Origin of the sequence: Tellurirhabdus bombi (assembly GCF_021484805.1) — a bacterium.
GTDB classification, from domain to species: Bacteria; Bacteroidota; Bacteroidia; order Cytophagales; family Spirosomataceae; genus Tellurirhabdus; species Tellurirhabdus bombi.
In genome coordinates this window covers 3,338,699-3,359,031 of sequence record NZ_CP090557.1, presented here as the reverse complement: position 1 = coordinate 3,359,031, position 20,333 = coordinate 3,338,699, and the positions used below count along the sequence as shown (strand labels likewise).

The 20,333-nt window shown below is 50.0% G+C and carries 20 protein-coding genes; 5 read left to right on the top strand and 15 right to left on the bottom strand.

Annotated features, from left to right (window positions below):
* Positions 1-72: 72 nt before the first annotated feature.
* Entirely contained in the window at positions 73-1,611 is a 1,539-nt protein-coding gene (locus tag L0Y31_RS14285) for a S8 family serine peptidase (RefSeq protein WP_234733754.1), read from the top strand.
* A gap of 6 nt (positions 1,612-1,617) precedes the next feature.
* Here the strand turns inward: L0Y31_RS14285 and L0Y31_RS14280 are convergent, their stop codons facing one another.
* The 8 genes from L0Y31_RS14280 to rfaD all read right to left on the bottom strand — a co-directional run bounded on the left by L0Y31_RS14280 (position 1,618) and on the right by rfaD (position 9,522).
* Positions 1,618-2,733, bottom strand: coding sequence for an ABC transporter permease (locus tag L0Y31_RS14280; protein ID WP_234733753.1), 1,116 nt, complete (start codon positions 2,731-2,733; stop codon positions 1,618-1,620).
* On the bottom strand, positions 2,730-3,839 hold the full coding sequence (locus tag L0Y31_RS14275; protein ID WP_234733752.1) for an ABC transporter permease: 1,110 nt from the start codon (positions 3,837-3,839) through the stop codon (positions 2,730-2,732). The genes L0Y31_RS14280 and L0Y31_RS14275 overlap by 4 nt, the downstream gene beginning before the upstream one ends.
* A 17-nt stretch (positions 3,840-3,856) precedes the next feature.
* Positions 3,857-4,591, bottom strand: coding sequence for an ABC transporter ATP-binding protein (locus L0Y31_RS14270; protein WP_234733751.1), 735 nt, complete (start codon positions 4,589-4,591; stop codon positions 3,857-3,859).
* On the bottom strand, positions 4,584-5,498 hold the full coding sequence (locus tag L0Y31_RS14265) for an ABC transporter ATP-binding protein (protein ID WP_234733750.1): 915 nt from the start codon (positions 5,496-5,498) through the stop codon (positions 4,584-4,586). The genes L0Y31_RS14270 and L0Y31_RS14265 overlap by 8 nt, the downstream gene beginning before the upstream one ends.
* A complete protein-coding gene (locus tag L0Y31_RS14260; protein ID WP_234733749.1) occupies positions 5,499-6,452 on the bottom strand; it encodes an HlyD family secretion protein in 954 nt (317 codons plus the stop codon).
* A gap of 49 nt (positions 6,453-6,501) precedes the next feature.
* A complete protein-coding gene (locus tag L0Y31_RS14255; RefSeq protein WP_234733748.1) occupies positions 6,502-7,767 on the bottom strand; it encodes a TolC family protein in 1,266 nt (421 codons plus the stop codon).
* A gap of 51 nt (positions 7,768-7,818) precedes the next feature.
* Complete coding sequence (locus tag L0Y31_RS14250; RefSeq protein WP_234733747.1) at positions 7,819-8,427, bottom strand: TetR/AcrR family transcriptional regulator; 609 nt, start codon at positions 8,425-8,427, stop codon at positions 7,819-7,821.
* A gap of 129 nt (positions 8,428-8,556) precedes the next feature.
* The gene (rfaD, locus tag L0Y31_RS14245) at positions 8,557-9,522 is read right to left on the bottom strand and encodes an ADP-glyceromanno-heptose 6-epimerase (RefSeq protein WP_234733746.1); all 966 of its coding nucleotides are present in this window, start codon (positions 9,520-9,522) and stop codon (positions 8,557-8,559) included.
* A 323-nt stretch (positions 9,523-9,845) separates the two neighbouring features.
* Between rfaD and L0Y31_RS14240 the strand changes: the two genes are divergently transcribed.
* From L0Y31_RS14240 to L0Y31_RS14230, 3 genes are all read left to right on the top strand, one after another.
* Positions 9,846-10,262 (top strand): 6-pyruvoyl trahydropterin synthase family protein, encoded by a 417-nt coding sequence (locus L0Y31_RS14240; RefSeq protein ID WP_234733745.1) that lies wholly within the window; start codon positions 9,846-9,848, stop codon positions 10,260-10,262.
* A gap of 6 nt (positions 10,263-10,268) precedes the next feature.
* Entirely contained in the window at positions 10,269-11,390 is a 1,122-nt protein-coding gene (lpxB, locus tag L0Y31_RS14235) for a lipid-A-disaccharide synthase (RefSeq protein ID WP_234733744.1), read from the top strand.
* Between the two features lie 130 nt (positions 11,391-11,520).
* Entirely contained in the window at positions 11,521-11,811 is a 291-nt protein-coding gene (locus tag L0Y31_RS14230; RefSeq protein ID WP_234733743.1) for a hypothetical protein, read from the top strand.
* 25 nt (positions 11,812-11,836) lie between these two features.
* Here L0Y31_RS14230 and L0Y31_RS14225 read toward each other — a convergent pair whose 3' ends face one another.
* From L0Y31_RS14225 to L0Y31_RS14205, 5 genes are all read right to left on the bottom strand, one after another.
* Complete coding sequence (locus L0Y31_RS14225) at positions 11,837-12,403, bottom strand: 1-acyl-sn-glycerol-3-phosphate acyltransferase (RefSeq protein WP_234733742.1); 567 nt, start codon at positions 12,401-12,403, stop codon at positions 11,837-11,839.
* A gap of 10 nt (positions 12,404-12,413) precedes the next feature.
* Positions 12,414-13,559, bottom strand: coding sequence for a site-2 protease family protein (locus L0Y31_RS14220; RefSeq protein WP_234733741.1), 1,146 nt, complete (start codon positions 13,557-13,559; stop codon positions 12,414-12,416).
* A complete protein-coding gene (locus L0Y31_RS14215; RefSeq protein WP_234733740.1) occupies positions 13,522-14,190 on the bottom strand; it encodes an HAD family hydrolase in 669 nt (222 codons plus the stop codon). Before L0Y31_RS14215 ends, L0Y31_RS14220 begins: the two co-directional genes overlap by 38 nt.
* A gap of 6 nt (positions 14,191-14,196) precedes the next feature.
* Positions 14,197-15,150 carry an acetyl-CoA carboxylase carboxyltransferase subunit alpha gene (locus L0Y31_RS14210; RefSeq protein WP_234733739.1) on the bottom strand — a complete coding sequence of 318 codons (954 nt, stop codon included), beginning with the start codon at positions 15,148-15,150 and terminating at the stop codon, positions 14,197-14,199.
* Positions 15,151-15,235: 85 nt separating this feature from the next.
* Positions 15,236-16,663 (bottom strand): MBL fold metallo-hydrolase RNA specificity domain-containing protein, encoded by a 1,428-nt coding sequence (locus tag L0Y31_RS14205; protein WP_234733738.1) that lies wholly within the window; start codon positions 16,661-16,663, stop codon positions 15,236-15,238.
* A 203-nt stretch (positions 16,664-16,866) separates the two neighbouring features.
* On the opposite strand from L0Y31_RS14205, the gene dacB reads away from it, so the two are divergent.
* Entirely contained in the window at positions 16,867-18,408 is a 1,542-nt protein-coding gene (gene dacB / locus L0Y31_RS14200) for a D-alanyl-D-alanine carboxypeptidase/D-alanyl-D-alanine endopeptidase (protein WP_234733737.1), read from the top strand.
* On the opposite strand, the gene L0Y31_RS14195 is transcribed toward dacB, so the two are convergent.
* Both L0Y31_RS14195 and L0Y31_RS14190 read right to left on the bottom strand, forming a co-directional pair.
* Complete coding sequence (locus tag L0Y31_RS14195) at positions 18,405-18,863, bottom strand: response regulator (protein ID WP_234733736.1); 459 nt, start codon at positions 18,861-18,863, stop codon at positions 18,405-18,407. The two genes, dacB and L0Y31_RS14195, sit on opposite strands and share 4 nt — an antisense overlap.
* Positions 18,814-20,304 (bottom strand): sensor histidine kinase, encoded by a 1,491-nt coding sequence (locus L0Y31_RS14190; protein WP_234733735.1) that lies wholly within the window; start codon positions 20,302-20,304, stop codon positions 18,814-18,816. The genes L0Y31_RS14195 and L0Y31_RS14190 overlap by 50 nt, the downstream gene beginning before the upstream one ends.
* Positions 20,305-20,333 lie beyond the last annotated feature (29 nt).

Genomic DNA, 20,333 nt, shown 5'->3' with positions numbered 1-20,333 from the left:
CAATCTGCGTTCCCGTTCAATTCTTCGATTTTTGTTTGTATCTTAAGCCATAAAATTGACAGTTTCCTTTCAATGAAAAAAATTATCGCCCTGTTTTTAGGGCTGACCACTGGACTTTCTTCCACGACGCTGGCCCAAACAAAATTCTGGATTTTATTGGCTGACAAACCCTTATCGGCGGTTCCTTCCCTTTCTCCCCTTTCCGTAGTTAATCGACAGAATCAGGGTTTATCCATTGACGAAACTGATCTTCCCCTTAATTCATCGTACCTCGAGCAGCTAAGCCAGCAGGGAATACGCCCTTTGTTTCGCTCCCGCTGGCTCAATGCCGTTTCGGCGGAGCTGACCACTACGCAAATGCAGCAGGTGCGTCGGTTGCCCTTTGTGAAAAGCCTCGTACCAATCGATAAAAATCTGGTCATCACCAGCACAGAAATTCCTGGTAGCCAAGTGCAGATGGCCCCCGTGATGTCGCAGATTCAGGCTAACGTATTCACTACATCCGGTCTTACGGCCAAAAACGTAACCATCGGCGTTATCGACGCCGGCTTTTTCGGAGCCGATTCCACCAGCGCCCTGAAGCACATTTTCAAACGCAACGGCATTCGCGACATTCGTGATTACGTCAATAAACTGCGTCCGTCCAACCGCTTTTTCAGCTCGCTGGAAAGCATGTCGGATTTTCACGGCACGGAAGTCATGGCCGCCATTGCGGGCGTTGATCTAACCGAAAACATTCAGTATGGGCTGGCTACCGACGCTTCCTTTTACCTGGCCCGCACGGACCACGGTGGCCGCGAGTTCCGGGGCGAAGAAGACAACTGGATTTCGGCGATGGAATGGATGGATAGCCTTGGCGTCCGAATCATCAACACCTCACTGGGCTACGCCAAAGGCTTCTCCGATCCAAAAGAAAACTACCAGCCCGCGCAGATGGACGGTCATACCAGCCTCATCAGCAAAGCGGCGCAACTGGCCGCCGACAAAAAAGGCATTCTGGTCATTGTGTCCGCCGGTAACGAAGGCGACGACCGGGCGTGGCGCATCATCTCCACGCCCGCCGACGCCCAAGGCGTTTTGGCCGTGGGGGCCACCAATGCCCGCGTCTGGAACCGCATTGGCTACAGCAGCATCGGCCCCGAATTTCTGCCTTACCTGAAGCCCAACGTTTCGTGTTTTTCGTTGTATGGTACGTCGTTATCCGCTCCCGTCATCACCGGTTTTGCGGCCTGTCTGATGCAAGCTAATCCGAAACTTACCAATAAAGAGCTGATTTCCATTATCGAAAAATCATCACACCTTTATCCTTACGGCAACAACTTTATCGGCTACGGCGTGCCGCAGGCTTCGCGAGCACTGGCTTTGGCGAGAGGACAGTTTGTTGCCCCGTCGGCTAAATCCGTGACCGTAACCGGCAAAACGTATACGCTCAAATTAGCCGACTATACCGAACCAAGCGTATCGGTTTTCCGCAAAAAAGACGCCACCCGCGTTCTGAATCAGGAATCGGTTCGGGTTCAGAATGGGAAAATCACGCTAACCCGCGCCAACCACGAGAAACAAACAACGGTCGATCTGAAGCGCGAGGTAATCGAGGTTATTTGGGAATAAAGCCGCCTAAACCGTTTTTCGGTAGCTCCACGAAGCCAGGCTAATCAGCGCCAGGGCCATCAGGGCCAGCGTAATCGCCTGTTGCTGTACATCCCGGAATGTGCTGCCTTTGAGCATCACGTTCCGGCCCACTTCGATGATGTATTTGAGCGGATTGATCACATTGAGGTACTGCGCCCAACCGGGCATATTTTCCGTGGCCGAAAACAGCCCACTCAACAGAATAAACAAGACCAGACAAAAGAAAGCGGCAAACATGGCTTGCTGCTGCGTATCCGAAACCGCCGAAATCAGCAGGCCCAGGCCCACGCTGAGCAGCAAAAACAGAAACGCAAACCCGTACATCAACGCCAAACTTCCTTCAAACGGAATCCGAAACCAGAATACGCCGATCAGCAGGCCGAGACTGAATTGCACCAGACCAATGATCACGAAGGGAATCAGTTTGCCCAGAATAAATTCGTATTTCCGAATGGGCGTTACGTTGAGTTGCTCCTGGGTGCCAATCTCTTTTTCCCGCACGATGTTGAGCGCCGCAATCAGCCCGCCGACCAAAATCAGAATTTCAAACAGAATGCCGGGAACCATGAACGTTTTGTACTCCAGTCGGGGATTAAACCAGTATTGATTTTCAATCGTCACCCGCGCCAATCCAGTCGTACTAACCGCCAAGGCTTCCGCCCGCACGTCTTCGTTAAAACTTCGAATAATCTGCTGGGCGTACCCCGCTGCGATCCCCGCCTTTGACCCATCGATGGCGTTCACCAAGAGTTGGACGGCACCCCGGTTTTCTTTCCCCAAATCCCGTTCGAAATGGGGCGGAATAACCAACACCAGATCAGCATTGCCGGAGAGCAGTTGCTGGTAAGCAGGTTTGTAGGCGGGCAAATAACCCAGAAAACGAAAATTATCAATGTACCGAAACTTGCTGACCATCCGCTGGGAATACGTCGTATGATCCTGATCGACCACGGCAATCGTCAGGTTTTTTACTTCAAAATTCGCCGCATACGACAGCAGAATCAACTGCATAACGGGTGCTCCCAGCAGCATCCGCAACAACACTTTGTTCCGAAAAATCTGCTTGAATTCTTTTTCAATGATATAGCCAATGCGGTTCATGCGAGGCGCGTTTTAAGATTTCGTAAACTCAGGCCGGTCAAAACCAGCGAGATCGTCAACAGGGTGAGCGTTTCTTTCCACAGATAAGTCAGCCCAACGCCTTTGATCATGATGCCTTTCACGATGGCGATGAAATACTTGGCCGGAATGATGCTGGAAATAAGTTGCAGGGGTCGGGGCATGCTTTCCACCGGAAAAATAAACCCGGACAGAAAGATGGTGGGCAGCAGCATAATGACCAGCGAGGCAAACATGGCCACCAACTGCGTCTCCGCCAGCGTGGAAATCAGAATACCAATCGACAACGCCAGGAAAATGAACAGCAGCGTTTCGGCCAGCAGCAAGAGCAAGCTGCCCTGCATCGGCACACCCAACAGCCAGACGCCCAGCGCAATGATCAGACAGCCGTTCAAAAACGACATCAGCAAGTAAGGCAATACTTTTCCGAACAGAATCTGCAATTGCGTCAGGGGCGATACCATCAGCACTTCCATCGTACCGGTTTCTTTTTCGCGGGCAATAGTCACCGAGGTCATCAGGGCCGACACCAGCAGCAACACTAGCGCCATCACGCCCGGCACAAACACAAACGCCCCTTTCAGCTCTGGGTTGAACACCATTCGGGTCTGAATGTCAATTGCCAAGGGGAGCGCCTGAACCGCGCCAGTTTGTTCACGCAAGTAGTCCTGAATAATGGCCGTGGCGTAATTAGTCAGGCTGATTGCCGTGTTCTGCTCCGAGGCGTCGGCCAGGAGTTGAATTTGTGCTTGTTTGCCGTGGGTATAATCGTTGGTAAAGTTGGCCGGAAACACGATGGCCATTTTCACCACACCCCGCCGGAAAGCGGCCTCCAACTCTTTATACGATTGCAGATTTTCCGCCACCTGAAAATAGCCCGACGATAAGAGCCGGTCCGTGAGCTGGCGGCTGTGCTGACCGTGGTCATAATCCAGCAGCGCGATTTTGGCGTTTTTGATCTCATTTGTCAGCGCAAAACCAAATAAAATCACCTGAACAAACGGCAACCCGAACAGAATCAGCAGCGTTCGCCGGTCGCGCAGGATGTGGAAAAATTCTTTTTTGACAAAAGCGAGAAAGCGTTTCATGTTTTTGTTGTTTCGTCCTACTTGGTGGAAGTGCCCCGCGCCAGAATCTGGAACACTGCGTCCATAGAATCAACGCCATACGTTTTTTTCAGACCGCCGGGTGTGTCCAGCGCCTTGATTCGGCCATCGACCATGATCGAGACGCGGTTGCAGTACTCGGCTTCGTCCATGTAGTGGGTAGTGACAAAAATGGTGGTTCCCCGGTTGGCCGCTTCGTAAATCATGTCCCAGAACTGGCGTCTGGTGATGGGGTCAACCCCGCCCGTTGGCTCGTCCAGAAACACGATTTTTGGATTGTGGAGCAAAGCCACCGAAAAAGCCAGGCGTTGTTTCCAGCCCAGCGGCAGGGAAACAACGAGTTTATCCGCTACGCTCTCCAATCCCAATTGCTGGATGATCTGTGCCGATTTTTCCCGCAGTTCAGCACGATTTAAGCCGTAGATTCCGCCGTAGAACCGAATGTTTTCCCGAACGCTCAGGTCTTCGTACAGGGAAAATCGCTGGCTCATGTAGCCAATGACCTGCTTGATTTGCTCAGTCTGCCGGTAAACGTCGAAGCCCGCAATGGTGGCTTCCCCGGACGTGGGTTTAAGCAACCCGCACAGCATGCGGATGGCGGTGGTTTTTCCGGCTCCATTGGCCCCTAAAAACCCAAAAATCTCGCCTTGCCCGACCTCAAACGTGATCTCGTTCGTCGCAATGAAGTCGCCGAACCGTTTGGTTAATTTGTTGATAACAACTGCCTTATTCATCGTGCATCAGTGCCATAAAACTATCTTCTATGCCCGCCCGAATCGGCTTTACGTCAAGATTACGGTGCTGCCGATTGTCCAGATAAACCCTGATTTCGCCGGGGCTTATGCCCTCGTTCGTGGTCAGGTGCAGGTACTCGCCAAAAGCGTAGCAGGTTACGGTAAAGGGGGCCTGCCGCAAATCCTGAATCAGCCGATACGTTTCGTCGGCCCGCACGGCGTAGAGTGGTCGGGCAAAACTGTTTTCTATTCCCTTTGGGGTATCAATGGCTAGAATCCGCCCCGTTTGAATCAGGGCCACCCGGTCGCACAAACTGGCCTCGTCCATGTACGGCGTCGAAACCAGCATGGTCAGACCGCGCGTTTTCAGGCGGTGCAGCATTTCCCAGAATTCCTTGCGCGAAACCGCATCCACACCGGTTGTTGGTTCATCCAGAAAAAGCACTTTTGGCTTGTGAATCAGCGCGCAACAAAGCGCCAGTTTCTGTTTCATTCCGCCCGACAAAGCCCCCGCCCGCCGATTTTTGAACGGCTCAAGCTGGACGTAAATATCCCGGATCAGCTCATAATTTGCTTCGATGGTCGTGCCGAATACGGTCGCAAAAAAATCCAGGTTTTCCCGAATACTCAGGTCAGGATACAGCGAAAAACGCCCCGGCATGTAGCCAATGTGCGTACGCAACTGGCGGTAATCCCGAACCACATCGTACCCAGCCACCATTGCCCGCCCCGCATCGGGCCGCAGCAGGGTGACGAGCATTTTAAACAAGGTCGTTTTTCCCGCTCCATCCGGTCCGATTAGCCCGAACAGTTCGCCGGCCTCAATCGATAGCGAGACGTCCTGCACCGCCTTGGTTTCCCCGAACGTCTTCGAAACTCCCTCAACAAAAATGGTTTCCGTAGCCATCTACTGCTTGTTTACTGCCGCCTGAAACCGCACTTCGCCGGGCATTCCAATTTTCAAGCCGCCGTCATTTTTCACCTGAATCTTCAGCGCGTAGACTAGATTCACCCGCTCGTCTTTGGTCTGGATCACTTTGGGCGTAAACTCCGCCTTGCTCGCAATCCAGCGCACGGTTCCCTCGTAAGGCTTTAACTGATTGTCGGGCGCATCGACTAGTACCTGCACGTTTTGTCCAACCCGCACATTCACCAGTTGATCGCCACTGACGTACGCCCGAAGCGTGATGGTATCCAGCGTGGCTACTTTGTACAAAGGCTTGCCGTAACTGACCACCTCGCCGGGTTCGGCGTACTTCACCGTTAGGGTTCCAGCAACCGGATTGACGATGGATGATTTTTTGATCTGATCGTCCAACTGCTTTACTTGCTGGGCCAGGGGCGCCGTTTCGGCCACGGTTCCGCTCCGTTGCGTCCCCAAAGCCGATGCCTGGGCGCTCCGCTGTTGCTTGATGAGGGCAATTTGCCGCTCCATAACCGCCATTTGCGCTTCGATATCGTCTAGCTGTTTGGTGGGCGCGGCCCCCGCCGCAATCAGGTTTTGGGTGCGCTCTTTTTCGCGTTGAAGCGTCCGAAGCTGCTGTTCCTGCACCGCGATTTGCTGCCCATAAGCCGATAATTGAGCCGATACATTGGGCGTCCGGCTCCGCACGGCTTGCTCACTGGCCAGCAGTTGCGCCTTCCGTAGCTGTAATTGTTCGGTATCAACCTGGCCTACAACCTGGCCCGCCTGAAGGGTTTGGCCTTCCTCTACGTCGAAGCGCTGCAAAGCTCCAGTGGCTTCCGCCGAAACGATGGTTTCGACGGCTTCAAAATTGCCGTAGGCATCCGACTTGGTTTCTTCTTGTTGGCAGGCAGTCAGTATTATCACCAGACCGGCCAGCATCCATTTTGCGTTCATGGTATCTCTTCAATGAGTTTGATCGAATGTTTACTTTCTAAAAATTAGCTTAATTTCCGGTTAGTGTCCGGTACTGCACCCGCGCCAGTAGCAGTTGCAGTTCATGGAATTTCTGGTTGAGCAAGGCCTGGTTTTCGTTGTTTAGCTCGGTGGTGTAGTCGCGAGCCGCAATGGCCCCGTTGTCCAGTTGCGCGGCGGCGGCTTTCCGCACTTTTTCCCGCAAGGCAATAATAGTCCCGTCTTTGTCCAGCAACGCTTGCAAACGCTCAATTTCGGTCTGCTGCTGCCGCAACTGAATACGTAATGCTTTTTCGAAGGTTGCCTGCTGGACGTCCACCACTTCCCGATTCAAAGCCACTACTTGGCGGTCGTTCCGTAGCGTGTAACCGGCCGACAAATTCCAACTCAACCGCAACCCGCCAATGAAGAAGCCCCGGAAATCGTTATTCAGAAAATTCAAGGCTGGTCGCCCAGCTCCACCCTGACCGAACAAACTTAATCGCGGACGAAATTTAGTATCGGTTAGCGCCAGCTGTGCTGCATACAAGGACCTCTGGGCGTCATAAAGTTTTAGTTCAGGCCGGTTAACGGGTTGATTGGATTTAATCGCCAGAGGGTTTTCCTCCACCACGAGCCGCGTGCTATCATCAATGGATAGGTTCGTCAGCAGGCTCAGGGCATCACGCAGTCCCCGACGGGCAGCCGTCAACTCGGCCAGCCGCTGCTCGGAGCGGAGCGCTTCAGCTTGTAACCCATCGAGATTCATCTGGGAGGCCGTACCGAAACGAACACTGGCTTTTATTTTTTCCGTACGATTGTGAAGCTCTTCCAGCATGATTTGGGTCAATCGCAGGTTCTCGTCGGTGAGTAGCGCCTGAAGAAACAAGCCGTTTACCTGATCCTTAACCTTGTGTAATTCGACATCGATCTGCTGCTGGGCAGTTGCCGTGGTCGCTTGCTGCAACGCGGTTTGCAAACGGGTGAGATTTCCGTCGTAGAGTGCATAACTCGCATCGAGGGCCAGCTTGTACTGGTCTTTGCTGAGCGTAGGAATAACCAGATTGGGCAGTTCAATCGGCAACTGCGTTACTTCCGATTGCCAGGTTGCCTGTCCGTTTAGAGCTAGTTGCGGCAACCGGCGGTTCGTCGCCAGACTAGCAACCGCCAGTTCTCCCGACTGCTGAATAAGGGCCTTTTGTTTTGTTAACGGGTACGTTTCCCGCACGGCCGTGTAACATTGCTCCAGCGTTATAATTGGCTGTCCCTGTGTGGGCAACCAGAGCAGCCAAAGCAAACAGATCAGGTACTTCTTCATGATACATTACATTGTTGTTTTAAACATTTGTTTAATTAAAGGGCAAAAAAATTACACCTGCCTCAGGTAAGCCATAACCATTTCGGGTACTAATCGCTTTCTTTCTTCCATGAATTGCCGAAAGCCGGTCTCATCAAGTGTGCCTACATACGAGAGCACGGGTTTAGCCAAAATAGGGAAAACGATATTGCCTATAATCGTAAAAATTACCTGCAAAGGCTGGATGGACCGGATTGTTCCTTTGGCGGCTTCGTCGGCCAGCTGTTTCGTAAAATACGACGTAGCAATGATGCCTTTCACGTCAATATCTTTAAAAAAGGTGGCTTCTCCTCGTCTAAATTCAGATAAGACAAAAATAGGAATCAACGGGTTATCTATCAGAAAATCAGTATATTGATCTACGATTTTCCAAACTTTCACCTCTAAAGGCACTTGTTCTTCGAGCATCATGGCCAGCCTTCCCAGAAAATCCCGGAAAGCATCCATATAAATACTTTTAAATAGCTGGTCTTTGCTGCGAAAATAATAATTCACCAAGGCAATGTTGACGCCCGCCTCTTCCGCTATCTGCCGAATTTTAGCACCCTCGTACCCCTGCGCCAAAAAAACTTTCTTGGCGGCCTCTTTAATCTTCGATTCGGTATCTACTTCTTCTGCCATAACTTTCTAACCTGCTACAAAGGTAATGGTTTAAAATTGATTTAAACAAATGTTTAAATCAATTTTTTTCAAAAAGAAGCCGGATGATTACTCACCCGGCTTCCGCTTCAGCATCCTAATTAGGGCAATTTATAAGTAAGTTTCTGTCACCAGGTAGTTTTGCACATAATCCTGAATTCCTTCTTCCAATGTGCAAAAAGGCTTTGTATACCCAATTGATCGGAGTTTGCTCATACTAGCCTGGGTGAAATACTGGTATTTGTCGCGAATATCTTCGGGAGTATCCACAAAGGAAATTTGCGGCGTTACATCCATCGCCTGGAAAGTGGCCTGCGCCAAGTCGATAAACGTCCGGGCTTTGCCACTACCGAGGTTGTAGATACCGGAGTTGCGGCGGTGATGCATCAAAAACAGACACACGTTAATGACATCTTTTACGTAAACGAAATCGCGCATTTGCTCGCCGTCCTGAAAATTAGGATGATGCGAACGAAACAGCTTCATTGATCCCTGCTGGCGAATTTGGTTGTAGGCGTGAAAAATCACCGACGCCATGCGGTTTTTATGGTACTCATTGGGCCCGTAGACATTGAAAAACTTCAGTCCTGCCCAGAAAAACGGCTTTTTCTCCTGCTCCAGCGCCCAGATGTCAAATTCGTTTTTAGAAACACCGTAGGGATTCAGTGGCTTGAGCTGCGGAACAAGCTGTTCGTTGTCGTCATACCCCAATTCACCAAGTCCGTAGGTAGCTGCTGATGAAGCGTAAACCAGCGGAATTTGGTAATCTATGCATTTTTGCCAGATTTTCTTGGAATACGAAACGTTCAGATGTTCTAGAATTCGGCGATCAAATTCGGTGGTGTCGGTGCGGGCTCCGATGTGGAAGATAAACTCAACTTCGTAATAATTTTGATCGAGCCAGTCAAAGAACTGCTCCCGGTCTACGCGCTCCTGAATGCGTTTTCCTTCGAGATTAGGCAGCTTCTCGGTCTGCGAAAAATCATCGACGGCGATGATAAAATTGAAATTTTCCTGATTTAGCCGAGAGATCAAACCACTCCCGATAAAACCTGCAGCGCCCGTAACGATAATCATACTACCTTAAAATTGAGCAATATATTCTTGAAAGTATTCGATAGTTCTTACGTATTAGCTGTTAATCTTAAGTTAACAGGGTGTAAAATTAGGATAAATAAATGCAATAGACTATCCACGTTTTTACGAAAAAATAGTATTTTTTCAATATTTACCTACAAATTTAATTAGAAATCCATTAGATTCTCATCTGATTCAAAAAGCAGCCGTCTGTCTGATCAAGGATTTTTTTAAGAAGCACTTTGGCGTAATTTTGCAAAAAAGTTGCGCTTTAACAGCTGAAAGTTGATTACGGGTTGTTTTCTACTTTTGGCGCTATCAATATGGTTTACGTTACACGGAAAGAGCATTTTAATGCGGCACACCGGCTTTACAACCCGATGTGGTCTGAGGAAAAAAATAAGGAAGTTTTTGGCCTTTGCGCCAACACCAACTGGCACGGTCATAATTTTGAGCTGATCGTGACGGTGAAGGGGGAGCCTAACCCAGAAACAGGCTTTGTCATTGACCTTAAATTGTTAGGCGATCTGATCAAAAGTGAAATAATTGATAAGGTAGATCATAAAAACCTGAACCTGGACGTCGATTTCATGCAGGGCAAGATGGCTTCGTGCGAGATTTTCGTTATGGAGATCTGGAAAATTCTGGAACGCGCCCTTAGCAAAGTGACCGAATCTCGCCTGTATCGCATCCGGCTTATTGAAACCCCTAAAAATTACGTCGATTATTACGGAGAATAAGCATCCATGACCTATTATCTCATTGCCGGTGAGCGCTCTGGCGATCTACACGGAAGCAACCTCATTCAGGCTATTCGTCGCCATGATTCATCGGCAACGTTCCGGGCCTGGGGCGGCGAGCAAATGCAGGCAGCCGGGGCTGTTTTAGTGCGCCATTACCGGGAAATGGCTTTTATGGGTTTTTTGGAAGTCGTGCAAAATTTAAGCACGATTCGCCGCAACTTTCGGGATTGCGAACGCGACTTGCTCCAACACCGCCCCGATGTGCTTATTTTGATCGATTATGCGGGCTTTAACCTGCGCATGGCTCGTTTTGCCAAGCGGCATGGCATTCGGGTTTTTTATTACATTTCACCAAAAGTCTGGGCCTGGAACCAGAAACGTGCCCTGAAAATCAAAGCCCTGGTAGATCGCCTGTTTGTTATCCTTCCTTTTGAAGTGGACTTTTTTCAGAAGTACGCCTATCAAGTGGATTATGTAGGCAATCCGCTGATGGACGCCATCGCCGCTTTCCAGCCCGATCCTGCCTTCCGGGAACAGTTTGCCAAAATTTCCAACCGCCCCGTTATTGCTTTGTTACCGGGGAGTCGTAAGCAGGAAGTTGAAGGAATGCTTCCTCTGATGCTATCAGCCTGCAAGGAATTTGTTAATTATCAGTTTGTTGTCGCAGGAGTTAGCAACCTTCCTTCAAGTCTCTACCAACAGCATTTAGCCGCCTACCCGAATATTCCAGTCATCACCGACGATGCCTACAACCTGCTTTCAATTGCTGAAGCGGCCTTGGTCACCTCTGGAACGGCTACGCTGGAAACGGCTTTGCTCCATGTGCCGCAGGTAGTTTGCTACCGCACAGGTACGATTTCTTACCTTATTGCCAGACAGCTTATTGCGGTTGATCATATTTCTCTCGTTAACCTCATTCTTAATAAAGAGGCGGTGAAAGAGCTAATTCAAAATGATTTAAATCCAGCGAATATTCGTACTGAACTGAGTAAAATTTTAATAAACGGACAGAACCGACAAAGCCAGTTAGCGGATTATGCCCGCTTGCAACAGATTGTTGGTGGCCCCGGTGCTTCTGATCGGGCTGGTGAATTGATGGTGAAATATGCCCAAGAAGCACGCTAACTTAACTCATCCCCTATTTCAATAAATTGAACTATTAGAAGATTAAAAATTATTAATCTATTTTTAAGTCATATTTAACGAGCAGAATCACTCAATTTTTCACCTTTGTGCTACTAACCGCAGCGCAATTATGAACGCTTTTTACACCATTCACCACCACGCAGGCAATAATACGATTATCTATCATAGCTCAGAGAAAGAAGCATTTGCGTTCTTGGATCACCTTACTCAGACGAATAAGGTAGATCGGAAAGATAGCCTGGGGGTTGGCCGTACGTTTGATAATTACGTTCTTTTTTTGGGGCGTAAGCAAGAACTCTTCTGGCGGCGCGAAAAAGCAGCTTCGTTCGGATATAAGCGGTCGTATATCAGCGTACTTATGGTACTCAGTAAAATGGCTTGGACTGTATTTGGCTTGTAAGTTCTTTTCTTCTCCTATTGAGAGCTTAGTTAATACTCCCTGTCTCTTCGTACCGTTTGAGCCAGTCTTTGCGCTTTCCCTGAACGCGACTGAAAAAATCGTATACTAGCCGAATATCCGCTTCAAAATCGCCAGTCATATACAAAGGTTCGCTCAGTACAACCGCCTTTCGGGGATAATCGAAGCCAGTTAAGATCAAAGGCGCCCCCGATTTAAGGGCCATGTAGTAGAAGCCCGTTTTCAGTTTGCTCACGTTGCTGCGCGTGCCTTCTGGTGTGATGCAAATGTGCAGGCGGTCGTGCTGATTCAATACATCCACCACTGCATCGACCAAGTTATTTGCTCGGCTCCGATCCACGGGTTTGCCCCCTAACAGCCGAAAAAGCCAGCCAGCATACCACGAAAACAACTCTTTCTTGGCCAGATACTGAATCCAGATTCGCAATTCGGCCCGTGCGCCAACACCAACTGGAAAGTCCCAATTTGAATTATGCGGCGCAATAACCCAGATACCTTTGGGTACAGTTGGTCGAGGTCCGAGCACTTTCCAGCCTCTTTGTGCAAATAGCCAGCGTGCAAATGCAGAAAACATATGTATGGAGTTAGGAAAATATAAACGGCTTGGGACTAAAACAGAGGATAAATACCACCAATGCCAGCCAGCCTAATACTTTGCGTTTTGTATCCAGCGGCTTGTCTTCTTCCGTATCTGGGTGATAAATACCCAAAAATCTCCCTAAAATGAAAATAAATAATAAAAAATTAGGATAACCCTCCCAATCAGGGCGTAGATAACCGATGAGGAATTGGCCCGCTACCACACTCAATGCAATTAGCAAGCCTGTCACGCGATCATCATTAATGCGGATGCAGGCCAGATACAGCGCAAAGATATAAAACCCTAGCTTCCACAACTGATCCATAAAACGCACGTCGTTGCCGGTGGCAAAGTCCGACGGCTTGAAAAAACCGATGCCCGCGTAAAACATGAACCCAATGAACAACACGGGTGCAACCTGCCGGAACGCGCGCCGACCAATCAGCCCGTACAAAATATGCCCCCCATCCAGTTGACCGATGGGCATTAGATTCAGAGCGGTAAAGAAAAGCGAGAAATAACCAGCCAGCAGAAACGGGTAGTGAATCATCTCGTAGGGATGCGGCAGCAAGGCCGGATCGGCGACGTAATTCTTGAAAAACCAGAAAATCAGGTTGTCACCGAACGACATTAAACTGTCGGGGGGCAGGTTTTTGTAGACGTGGGCCGGGTAGTCCAGGCCGTACTGCTGCCAATCGGGGTGAATGGTAAAAATGTGCTCGGGCGGGGGCAGATGGGTAAAACCATACCACAGTACCCCAAGAGCGGCCACAAAGCCTGCCAGCGGCCCGGCAATCCCAATATCGAAGTATTTCTTCCGGCTACTGATGTAATCCTGAATGCGGATAAAGGCACCCAGCGTTCCAAAGCTCTGCCCAATGCCAATCCAGAGCGGAATATAATACGGCAATGTTACCCGAACCTGGTGCATTCTGGCCGTGAAGTAATGCCCAAACTCATGAACGGTCAGAATACCCAGCAATGGCAGGGAGTATTGCAAACCCGCCAGGAAATCAGGCCAGCCCAGGTTCGACTCCGGGTCAATAAAAAAGCGGCCGGTCATCCATTCTGTACCGGCCAGTGTTGTTGTAATAAGCGTTAAGATAGCCAGGCTAACCTGCACTAGAAGCGTCTTCGTTCGTGGGTTCATCACGCAGATAATCAAGAATCGTCAGCGGCGGTTGTACGTGTACCGCCTGAATACCTAACTCAGCCGCCGAACGGATGTTATCCGCATTATCATCCAAGAACACAGTTTCTTCCGCTACCAGACCGGCATCGTTCAAAACATACTGGTAGATATCCGGAGACGGCTTCATTATTTTAATCTCATAAGAATAATAGACCTTCTCAAACAACTCATTCAACTGGGGTAAACCCGTTAGCTCTTTCAGCTTCCGGTTTACTTCTTTGATGTGAATGGCGCTGGTATTACTCAGCAGAAAAAGGCGGTATTGACCGCGCAATTGCTGAATCCGTTCAATCCGTTCAATCGGAAACTCGAGCAGCAGCGTATTCCAGGCTTCGTCAATCACCTCATCCGCCCATTCCTTGTTGTTCAGGATCTGCCGAATGTGGTCGCGGAAGCCTTTGTCATCCACCAGACCCGTTTCGTATTGTTGAAAAACCTGGTGTTCCCGGAATAGAACCTGTACCTGCTCCAGGGTTAAAGCCGTCAAACGCGCAAAAGCCAACGCTGTCAGCGGCGGATTGATCGGAATAATCACATCACCAAGATCAAAGATGATGTTTTTGATTTGAGGAGTTAAAACGCTTGCCATATTGATTTATTCAACCACCACACCCATTGAACAGAATTTCTCAATCCGTTGGTCAATTCGCTCTTCGGGCGTCAGTTGGGCTAATTCAGCAATGGTATCCAGAATGGTTTTTTTCAAACGCTGGGCCATGTCTGCCGGATCGTTGTGCGCGCCACCCGTTGGCTCTTCCACGATGCCATCGACCAGACCGTATTTCTGCATGTCGCGGGCGGTTGGCTTCATGGCTTCGGCGGCCTGCTCCTTGAAATTCCAGCTACGCCACAAAATAGTCGAGCAGTTTTCGGGAGAAATCACGGAATACCAGGTATTTTCGAGCATCAACACCCGGTCGCCGATGGCAATACCCAGGGCTCCACCTGAAGCGCCTTCACCAATGACAATGCAAATAACCGGCACCCGCAGCATGAACATTTCTTTCAGGTTCCGGGCGATGGCTTCACCCTGGCCGCGCTCTTCGGCTTCCAGGCCCGGAAAGGCCCCCGGCGTATCGATCAGCGTAACAATGGGTTTATTGAATTTTTCGGCCAGTTTCATCAGCCGGAGCGCCTTACGGTATCCTTCGGGGTTAGGCATTCCAAAGTTACGGTGCTGACGCTGCTTGGTATTGCGGCCTTTTTGCTGGCCAATGATCATCACCGTCTGGCCAGCGATTTCACCGAACCCACCCACCATAGCCGGGTCGTCGCGAACAGTGCGATCCCCGTGAAGTTCAATAAACTGGTCGCACATCTGCTCGATGTAGTCCAGCGTATAAGGACGGTCTGGATGACGAGAAAGTTGAACACGCTGCCAGCGGGTCAGGTCCTCAAAGATCTCGTGACGAAGCCGATCAATGCTGATTTCCAGCGAGCGAACGGCTTCACTGACGTCCACATTGCTGTTTTCCGCCAGTTTTTTCATCTCAACCAATTTCGACTCCAGGTCTGCTATGGGTTTTTCAAAATCTAAGTATGTCCTCATTCAAATGCTGTATCGTACAAGATAAGAGCCACAAAGTTAACGGAAAATCCCGATTGACAGTACCAATCCAACGAATCGCGCCCGGTTATAGCACATACGTCTGACCCCGCTTCGGAATTTCCACGTTAGGGAAACCTTCCTCCTTCAGGGTTTCCTGGAAGGCCATCATGCTGGTATATTCCCCGTGTACTAAAAATAATTTCTGCAACTTTTCGGGATTCTGCTGTTTCACAAACCGAACCAGATCATCCCGGTCGCCGTGGCCACTGAACACATCCGTACGCTCTACTTTCGCCATTACAGGCTCGTCTTTTCCTTTGATGGAGATGGTGCTCTGACCGTTCAACAAGCGCCAGCCGAGGGTTCCTTCGGCGCAATAGCCAATGATGAAAATGGTACTATAGGGATTGCTGATGTTCGCTGCAACGTGGTATTCAACGCGTCCCCCCTGCACCATGCCGGAAGACGAAATAATAATGCAGGGTTGGTTATAATTCGAGACGGCCTTGCTGGCTTTGGAACTTTCCAGAAACTCGAAATTCTCGAAATCGAACAGAGATTCATTATCCTCTACAAATTCTTTGGCTTCCTTGTTCAGCAACCGCAGGTTTTTCTGATACACTTTCGTGCTTTCCAACGCCAGAGGACTGTCCGAGAAAACTTTAATGGGCGGGAAATTAAGCTCGGAGTATAGCCGGTTCAGCGTATAGAGCAAGGCCTGGGTTCGTCCAACGGAAAACGATGGAATAATCAGACGCCCCGGAATATCGATGCAGGTTCGTTTGATGATGTCCGCCAGCACCGCTTCGGGCGTTTCCTGATCGACGTGCAGGCGATTGCCATACGTCGACTCGCAAATGAGGTAATCAACCGCGGGCACCGGTTCAGGATCGCCCAGCAGCGGATAATTGTGTCGGCCAATGTCGCCCGAAAAACAGATGCTTTTTTTGCGCCCGTCTTCATAAACATTGATTACGATGTGCGCAGCTCCCAACAAATGCCCCGCCGGGACAAACGTGACATCCACCCCATCAGCCACCCTGAATTTGCGATTAAAGGCAATCGGCACCACATTTACCATCGACTCCCGCACCTGTTTTTCCAGGAAAAGCTCTTTTTGAAGCTCATTGAACCGCTTTTTGACCCGCTGTTTTTTACTACGGCCCATTTCGTTTAGTCGCCGCTGGTTTAGCGAAGCGGCGTCCCGCAGGAGCAGTTCAGTCAGATCGTAGGTTGGTTCGGTGCAAAGAATCTGCCCTTCGTAGCCTTCCAGGAAAAGATTGGGAATCCGACCGCTATGGTCAATATGGGCGTGGGTCAGTAAGACTAAATTAATACCAGACGCCTCAAACGGGAAAACGCCGGTATGATTTTCGGTTGGAGACTCGCTGTTGGCCACCGAACGATCCAGATCCGATCCACAATCAATCAAAATCCGAAAATCGTCGTCTGTTTCCAGTAGAAACATACTGCCGGTAACTTGCCGGGTAGCCCCCCAAAATGTCAACTTCATTCGTGTATTATCTATGCTATTTTAGCTAGTGATCTATCTTTTTTTCGCTTTGTCGATACGCTGGCGTATAGCCAGCGCCCTAATTTTAGTAAACAACAAAAAAGGAGACAAGATTCGACTATTTTTGCAAAGCTACGAAAACCTTTGGCAAACCGATACAGAGGTGCTCTTTGTCTAAAAAGCTTGCCAATTCGCTTAATTGCATGCATTATTTAACTGTTTTCTTCGTCAGTGTTCTTTTTCTGACCGGACGGCCTTCCACCGCCACCTCTTCTTCCCGGTCGCTCCAATCCGATTCGGCGGCGATTCTGCAACTGCAACAGACCCTCAATAGGCTGCAAACCAGTCCATTGCTGCAAAATGGCACCGTAGCACTTTCCGTGCGTCGGGCCAAAGATGGGCAAACGTTGCTTGATTACCATGCAAACCTGAGTTTACCGCCCGCATCAACCTTGAAACTGGTAACGACGGCTACTGCATTAACGGTTCTCGGAACCAATTATACCTATCAAACGCACCTTGAATACGACGGAACCTTGCGGGATAGTGTGCTAACGGGAAATCTTTACCTTCGGGGCACGGGCGACCCCTCACTCGGTAGCAGCCGTTTTGCGGAGTTTTCCGACGCGCCAACGCTCTTGCGGACCTGGCTGGACGTGGTGCGTCAAGCGGGCATCAAACGCATTGAGGGAGCCATTGTTGGCGATGCAACCGCCATTCAGACGCTACCAGTCCCCGACAACTGGATTTGGGGCGATATGGGGAATTATTATGGTGCGGGCTTAAGCGGCCTCAATTTCAACGAAAACCTGTACCGCGTCGTTTTCCAACCCGCCAAGACGGTCGGGCAGCCTGCTCTGGTTTTACGCACGGAACCAGCCACGCCTTACCTGCGAATGCTCAACCGCGTGAGTACCGGGGCGGCGGGTTCGGGCGATGAAGTGGTTATTTACAATGCGCCATATTCTAATCAGGTTTTTCTGGAAGGCACGGTCCCGACGGGGGTGGCCAGCTTTGGGGTGAAAGGCTCCTTGCCCGACCCGGCCTTTAGCGCCGCGTTTGCCCTGCACGAATACCTGAGCAAAGCCGGCGTTTCTATCCTAAACGCTCCGCTTTCCTACGGTCCGGGCTCCATCACGGGCAGCGAGCCCGTTGCCAAGCCACCTAAAAGAACAACCTTGCATTTGCACTCCTCACCGCTCTTGGGTGAACTGGCGCAGCAAACCAACCACCAGAGCATTAACCTCTACGCCGAAGCGCTGCTCATCGCAGCCGGTTCCGGGCTGGCCAAAAAGCCAGTTACAACCGCCGAAGCCGTCCGGAAAGTCGGGCAGTTCTGGCAATCGAAAGGAGTTGATCTGGGCGGGTTTCGCATGAAAGATGGCAGCGGATTATCACCAAGCGGCAGCTTGACGACGGCGAACCTAACAGGGATTCTGGCCGCCATAACCCGCGAAAAATCGTTTGCTGCCTTTTACGAGAGTATCCCCGTTGTGGGCGAATCAGGAACAGTGAAGAGTTTGGCCCGCCGAACGGCTGCGGCGGGCAATGTTCGGGCAAAAAGCGGCACCATTGAAGGCGTTCGCTCCTACGCGGGCTACGTTACGGGAGCCGATGGAGAATTACTCACCTTCTCGCTGATTGTCAACAAATACCAGCCGGGCATGCTTTCCTCCGTTATGAAGCACCTGGAGCAAATCATGGTTCAGATGACGGCCCTGACTGGAACGCCGTCTACTCCTTAGTCCAGACGCATGCTGATTTTAACCACATTAAACCAGTAGTTCCCAATTGCCTTGGTCACATCAATTAGTTTCTGGTAGGACGTAGGCTTTGTAATAAAACTATTGGCACCCCAGAAGTACGAATTTTCAATATCATCCTGGGCATCCGACGTGCTCAGGACGATAATGGGAACATGACGCAAGCTCGGGTCTTTTTTGATTTCCTGCAACGCTTCCCGACCGTCTTTACGGGGCATATTCAGATCCAGCAAAATCAGTTCTGGAAGCCCATGATCAGCGTTTTCGTAACGCCCGGTTCGCCGAAGGTACTCAATCAGCTCTTCTCCGTCCTCCACGAATTGCATCGACGTAGCGGGAAAATGATGCTGAAAAGCTTCGCGCGTCAGAAAACGGTCGTCTTCATCATCATCCGCCAACAAGATGCGAATGGGTTTCGTGGATTGTTGTTGTACCATGCTTGGATTGATTTTGATGTTCGGGTAACACGACAATAAAAGTAGCTCCGGAACCGGGCTGGCTATGGGCCGTAATCAGCCCTTTGTGGTAGCTGACAATGCGCTTACAAATCGCCAGACCAATTCCAGTACCTTCGTAGGTACTTTTACCGTGAAGCCGCTGAAAAATTTTAAAAATGTGATCCAGGTATTTTTCGTCGAAGCCGATCCCGTTGTCTTTAATCAGTATTCGATAATACGTTTTTTCCGGGATCAGGTCTTCATATACCTCCCCACTAACGGCCTCGGCCTGAATTGACACAACCGGCTTTTCGTCCGATTTACTAAACTTTAATGCGTTAGAAATCAGGTTAGTAAACAAATGCGTCATTTGGTTGGAAACGGCATCCACAACGGGCATACGCCCAATGACCATATCGGCTCCAATGGTTTTTATTTTCAACTCCTGATCACTCAGGATACCGCCGAAGACATCGTTAAGATCCACCGGTTGAAACGGCTCCTGCTTGTTTGAGATCCGGGAAAAGTTCAGCAAATCCTTGATCATCTTGGACATGCGCTCCGCCGATTGCAGGATTTTCCCCAAGAAAATGCCCCCATCCTCCCCCAGCGCCGGCTCATACTTGTCGCGAATCAGAAACCCAAAGGACTGAATTTTCCGAAGTGGCTCCTGCATGTCGTGCGAGGCTACAAACGCAAAGCGCTCCAGTTCCTCGTTCGACATTTCCAGCAGGTTGATTTTTTCCTTTAAATCCTCCTCGTAAGCGCGCAACTGGTCTTCGGTTTTCTGACGGGTATTTAGTTCGCTTTCCAGCAGATTATAACAAACAATCAGGGTAATGAATGTCAATAGCGAGAGCAAAAAGGTAATGATCACCGTGGTCCGAAACGATTTCGTAGCGGCCTCGGTGAGTTCATCCATCCGGTGATGCTCCTGCTGCTGCATGGTGTTGATCAAGACCCGAATGCGGTCCATCCGTATTTTTCCAATCAGCATGTAGGTTTTCATGATGCTGATGGCCGTACGCGCCCGCATGGCTTTCTGCTGCCGACTCACAATTTCCAGATTATCTTTGGTCAGCAACCGCAGTGAATCCAGGTTGCGAAGCTGCATCGAATCATCCTTGAGCAAACTTTGCAGGGAGTCCAGAATCACCGGCACCTGCGTAACCGCTGCCCGGTGCGTTTCCAGAAAAATAGTATCGTTCGTGGCCACGTAGCCCCGTACGGTATTCTCCACATCAACGAGCATTAGTAAAATCCGACCCAATTGATTGGATACTTCATACGAGCGCTCCACACGGGCGCGGTCTTCTCCATTTTCACTATAGCTATTCAGCGTCAGCACGAACCCGAGTGCAATCAGGCCCAATGCTGTCCCAAAGCCATATCGAATACGCCTTCTGACCGGATTTTGTCCTCCTCTCCGGAATACATTCATAGTGGTTTATCAACAAATAGTGATAAAAC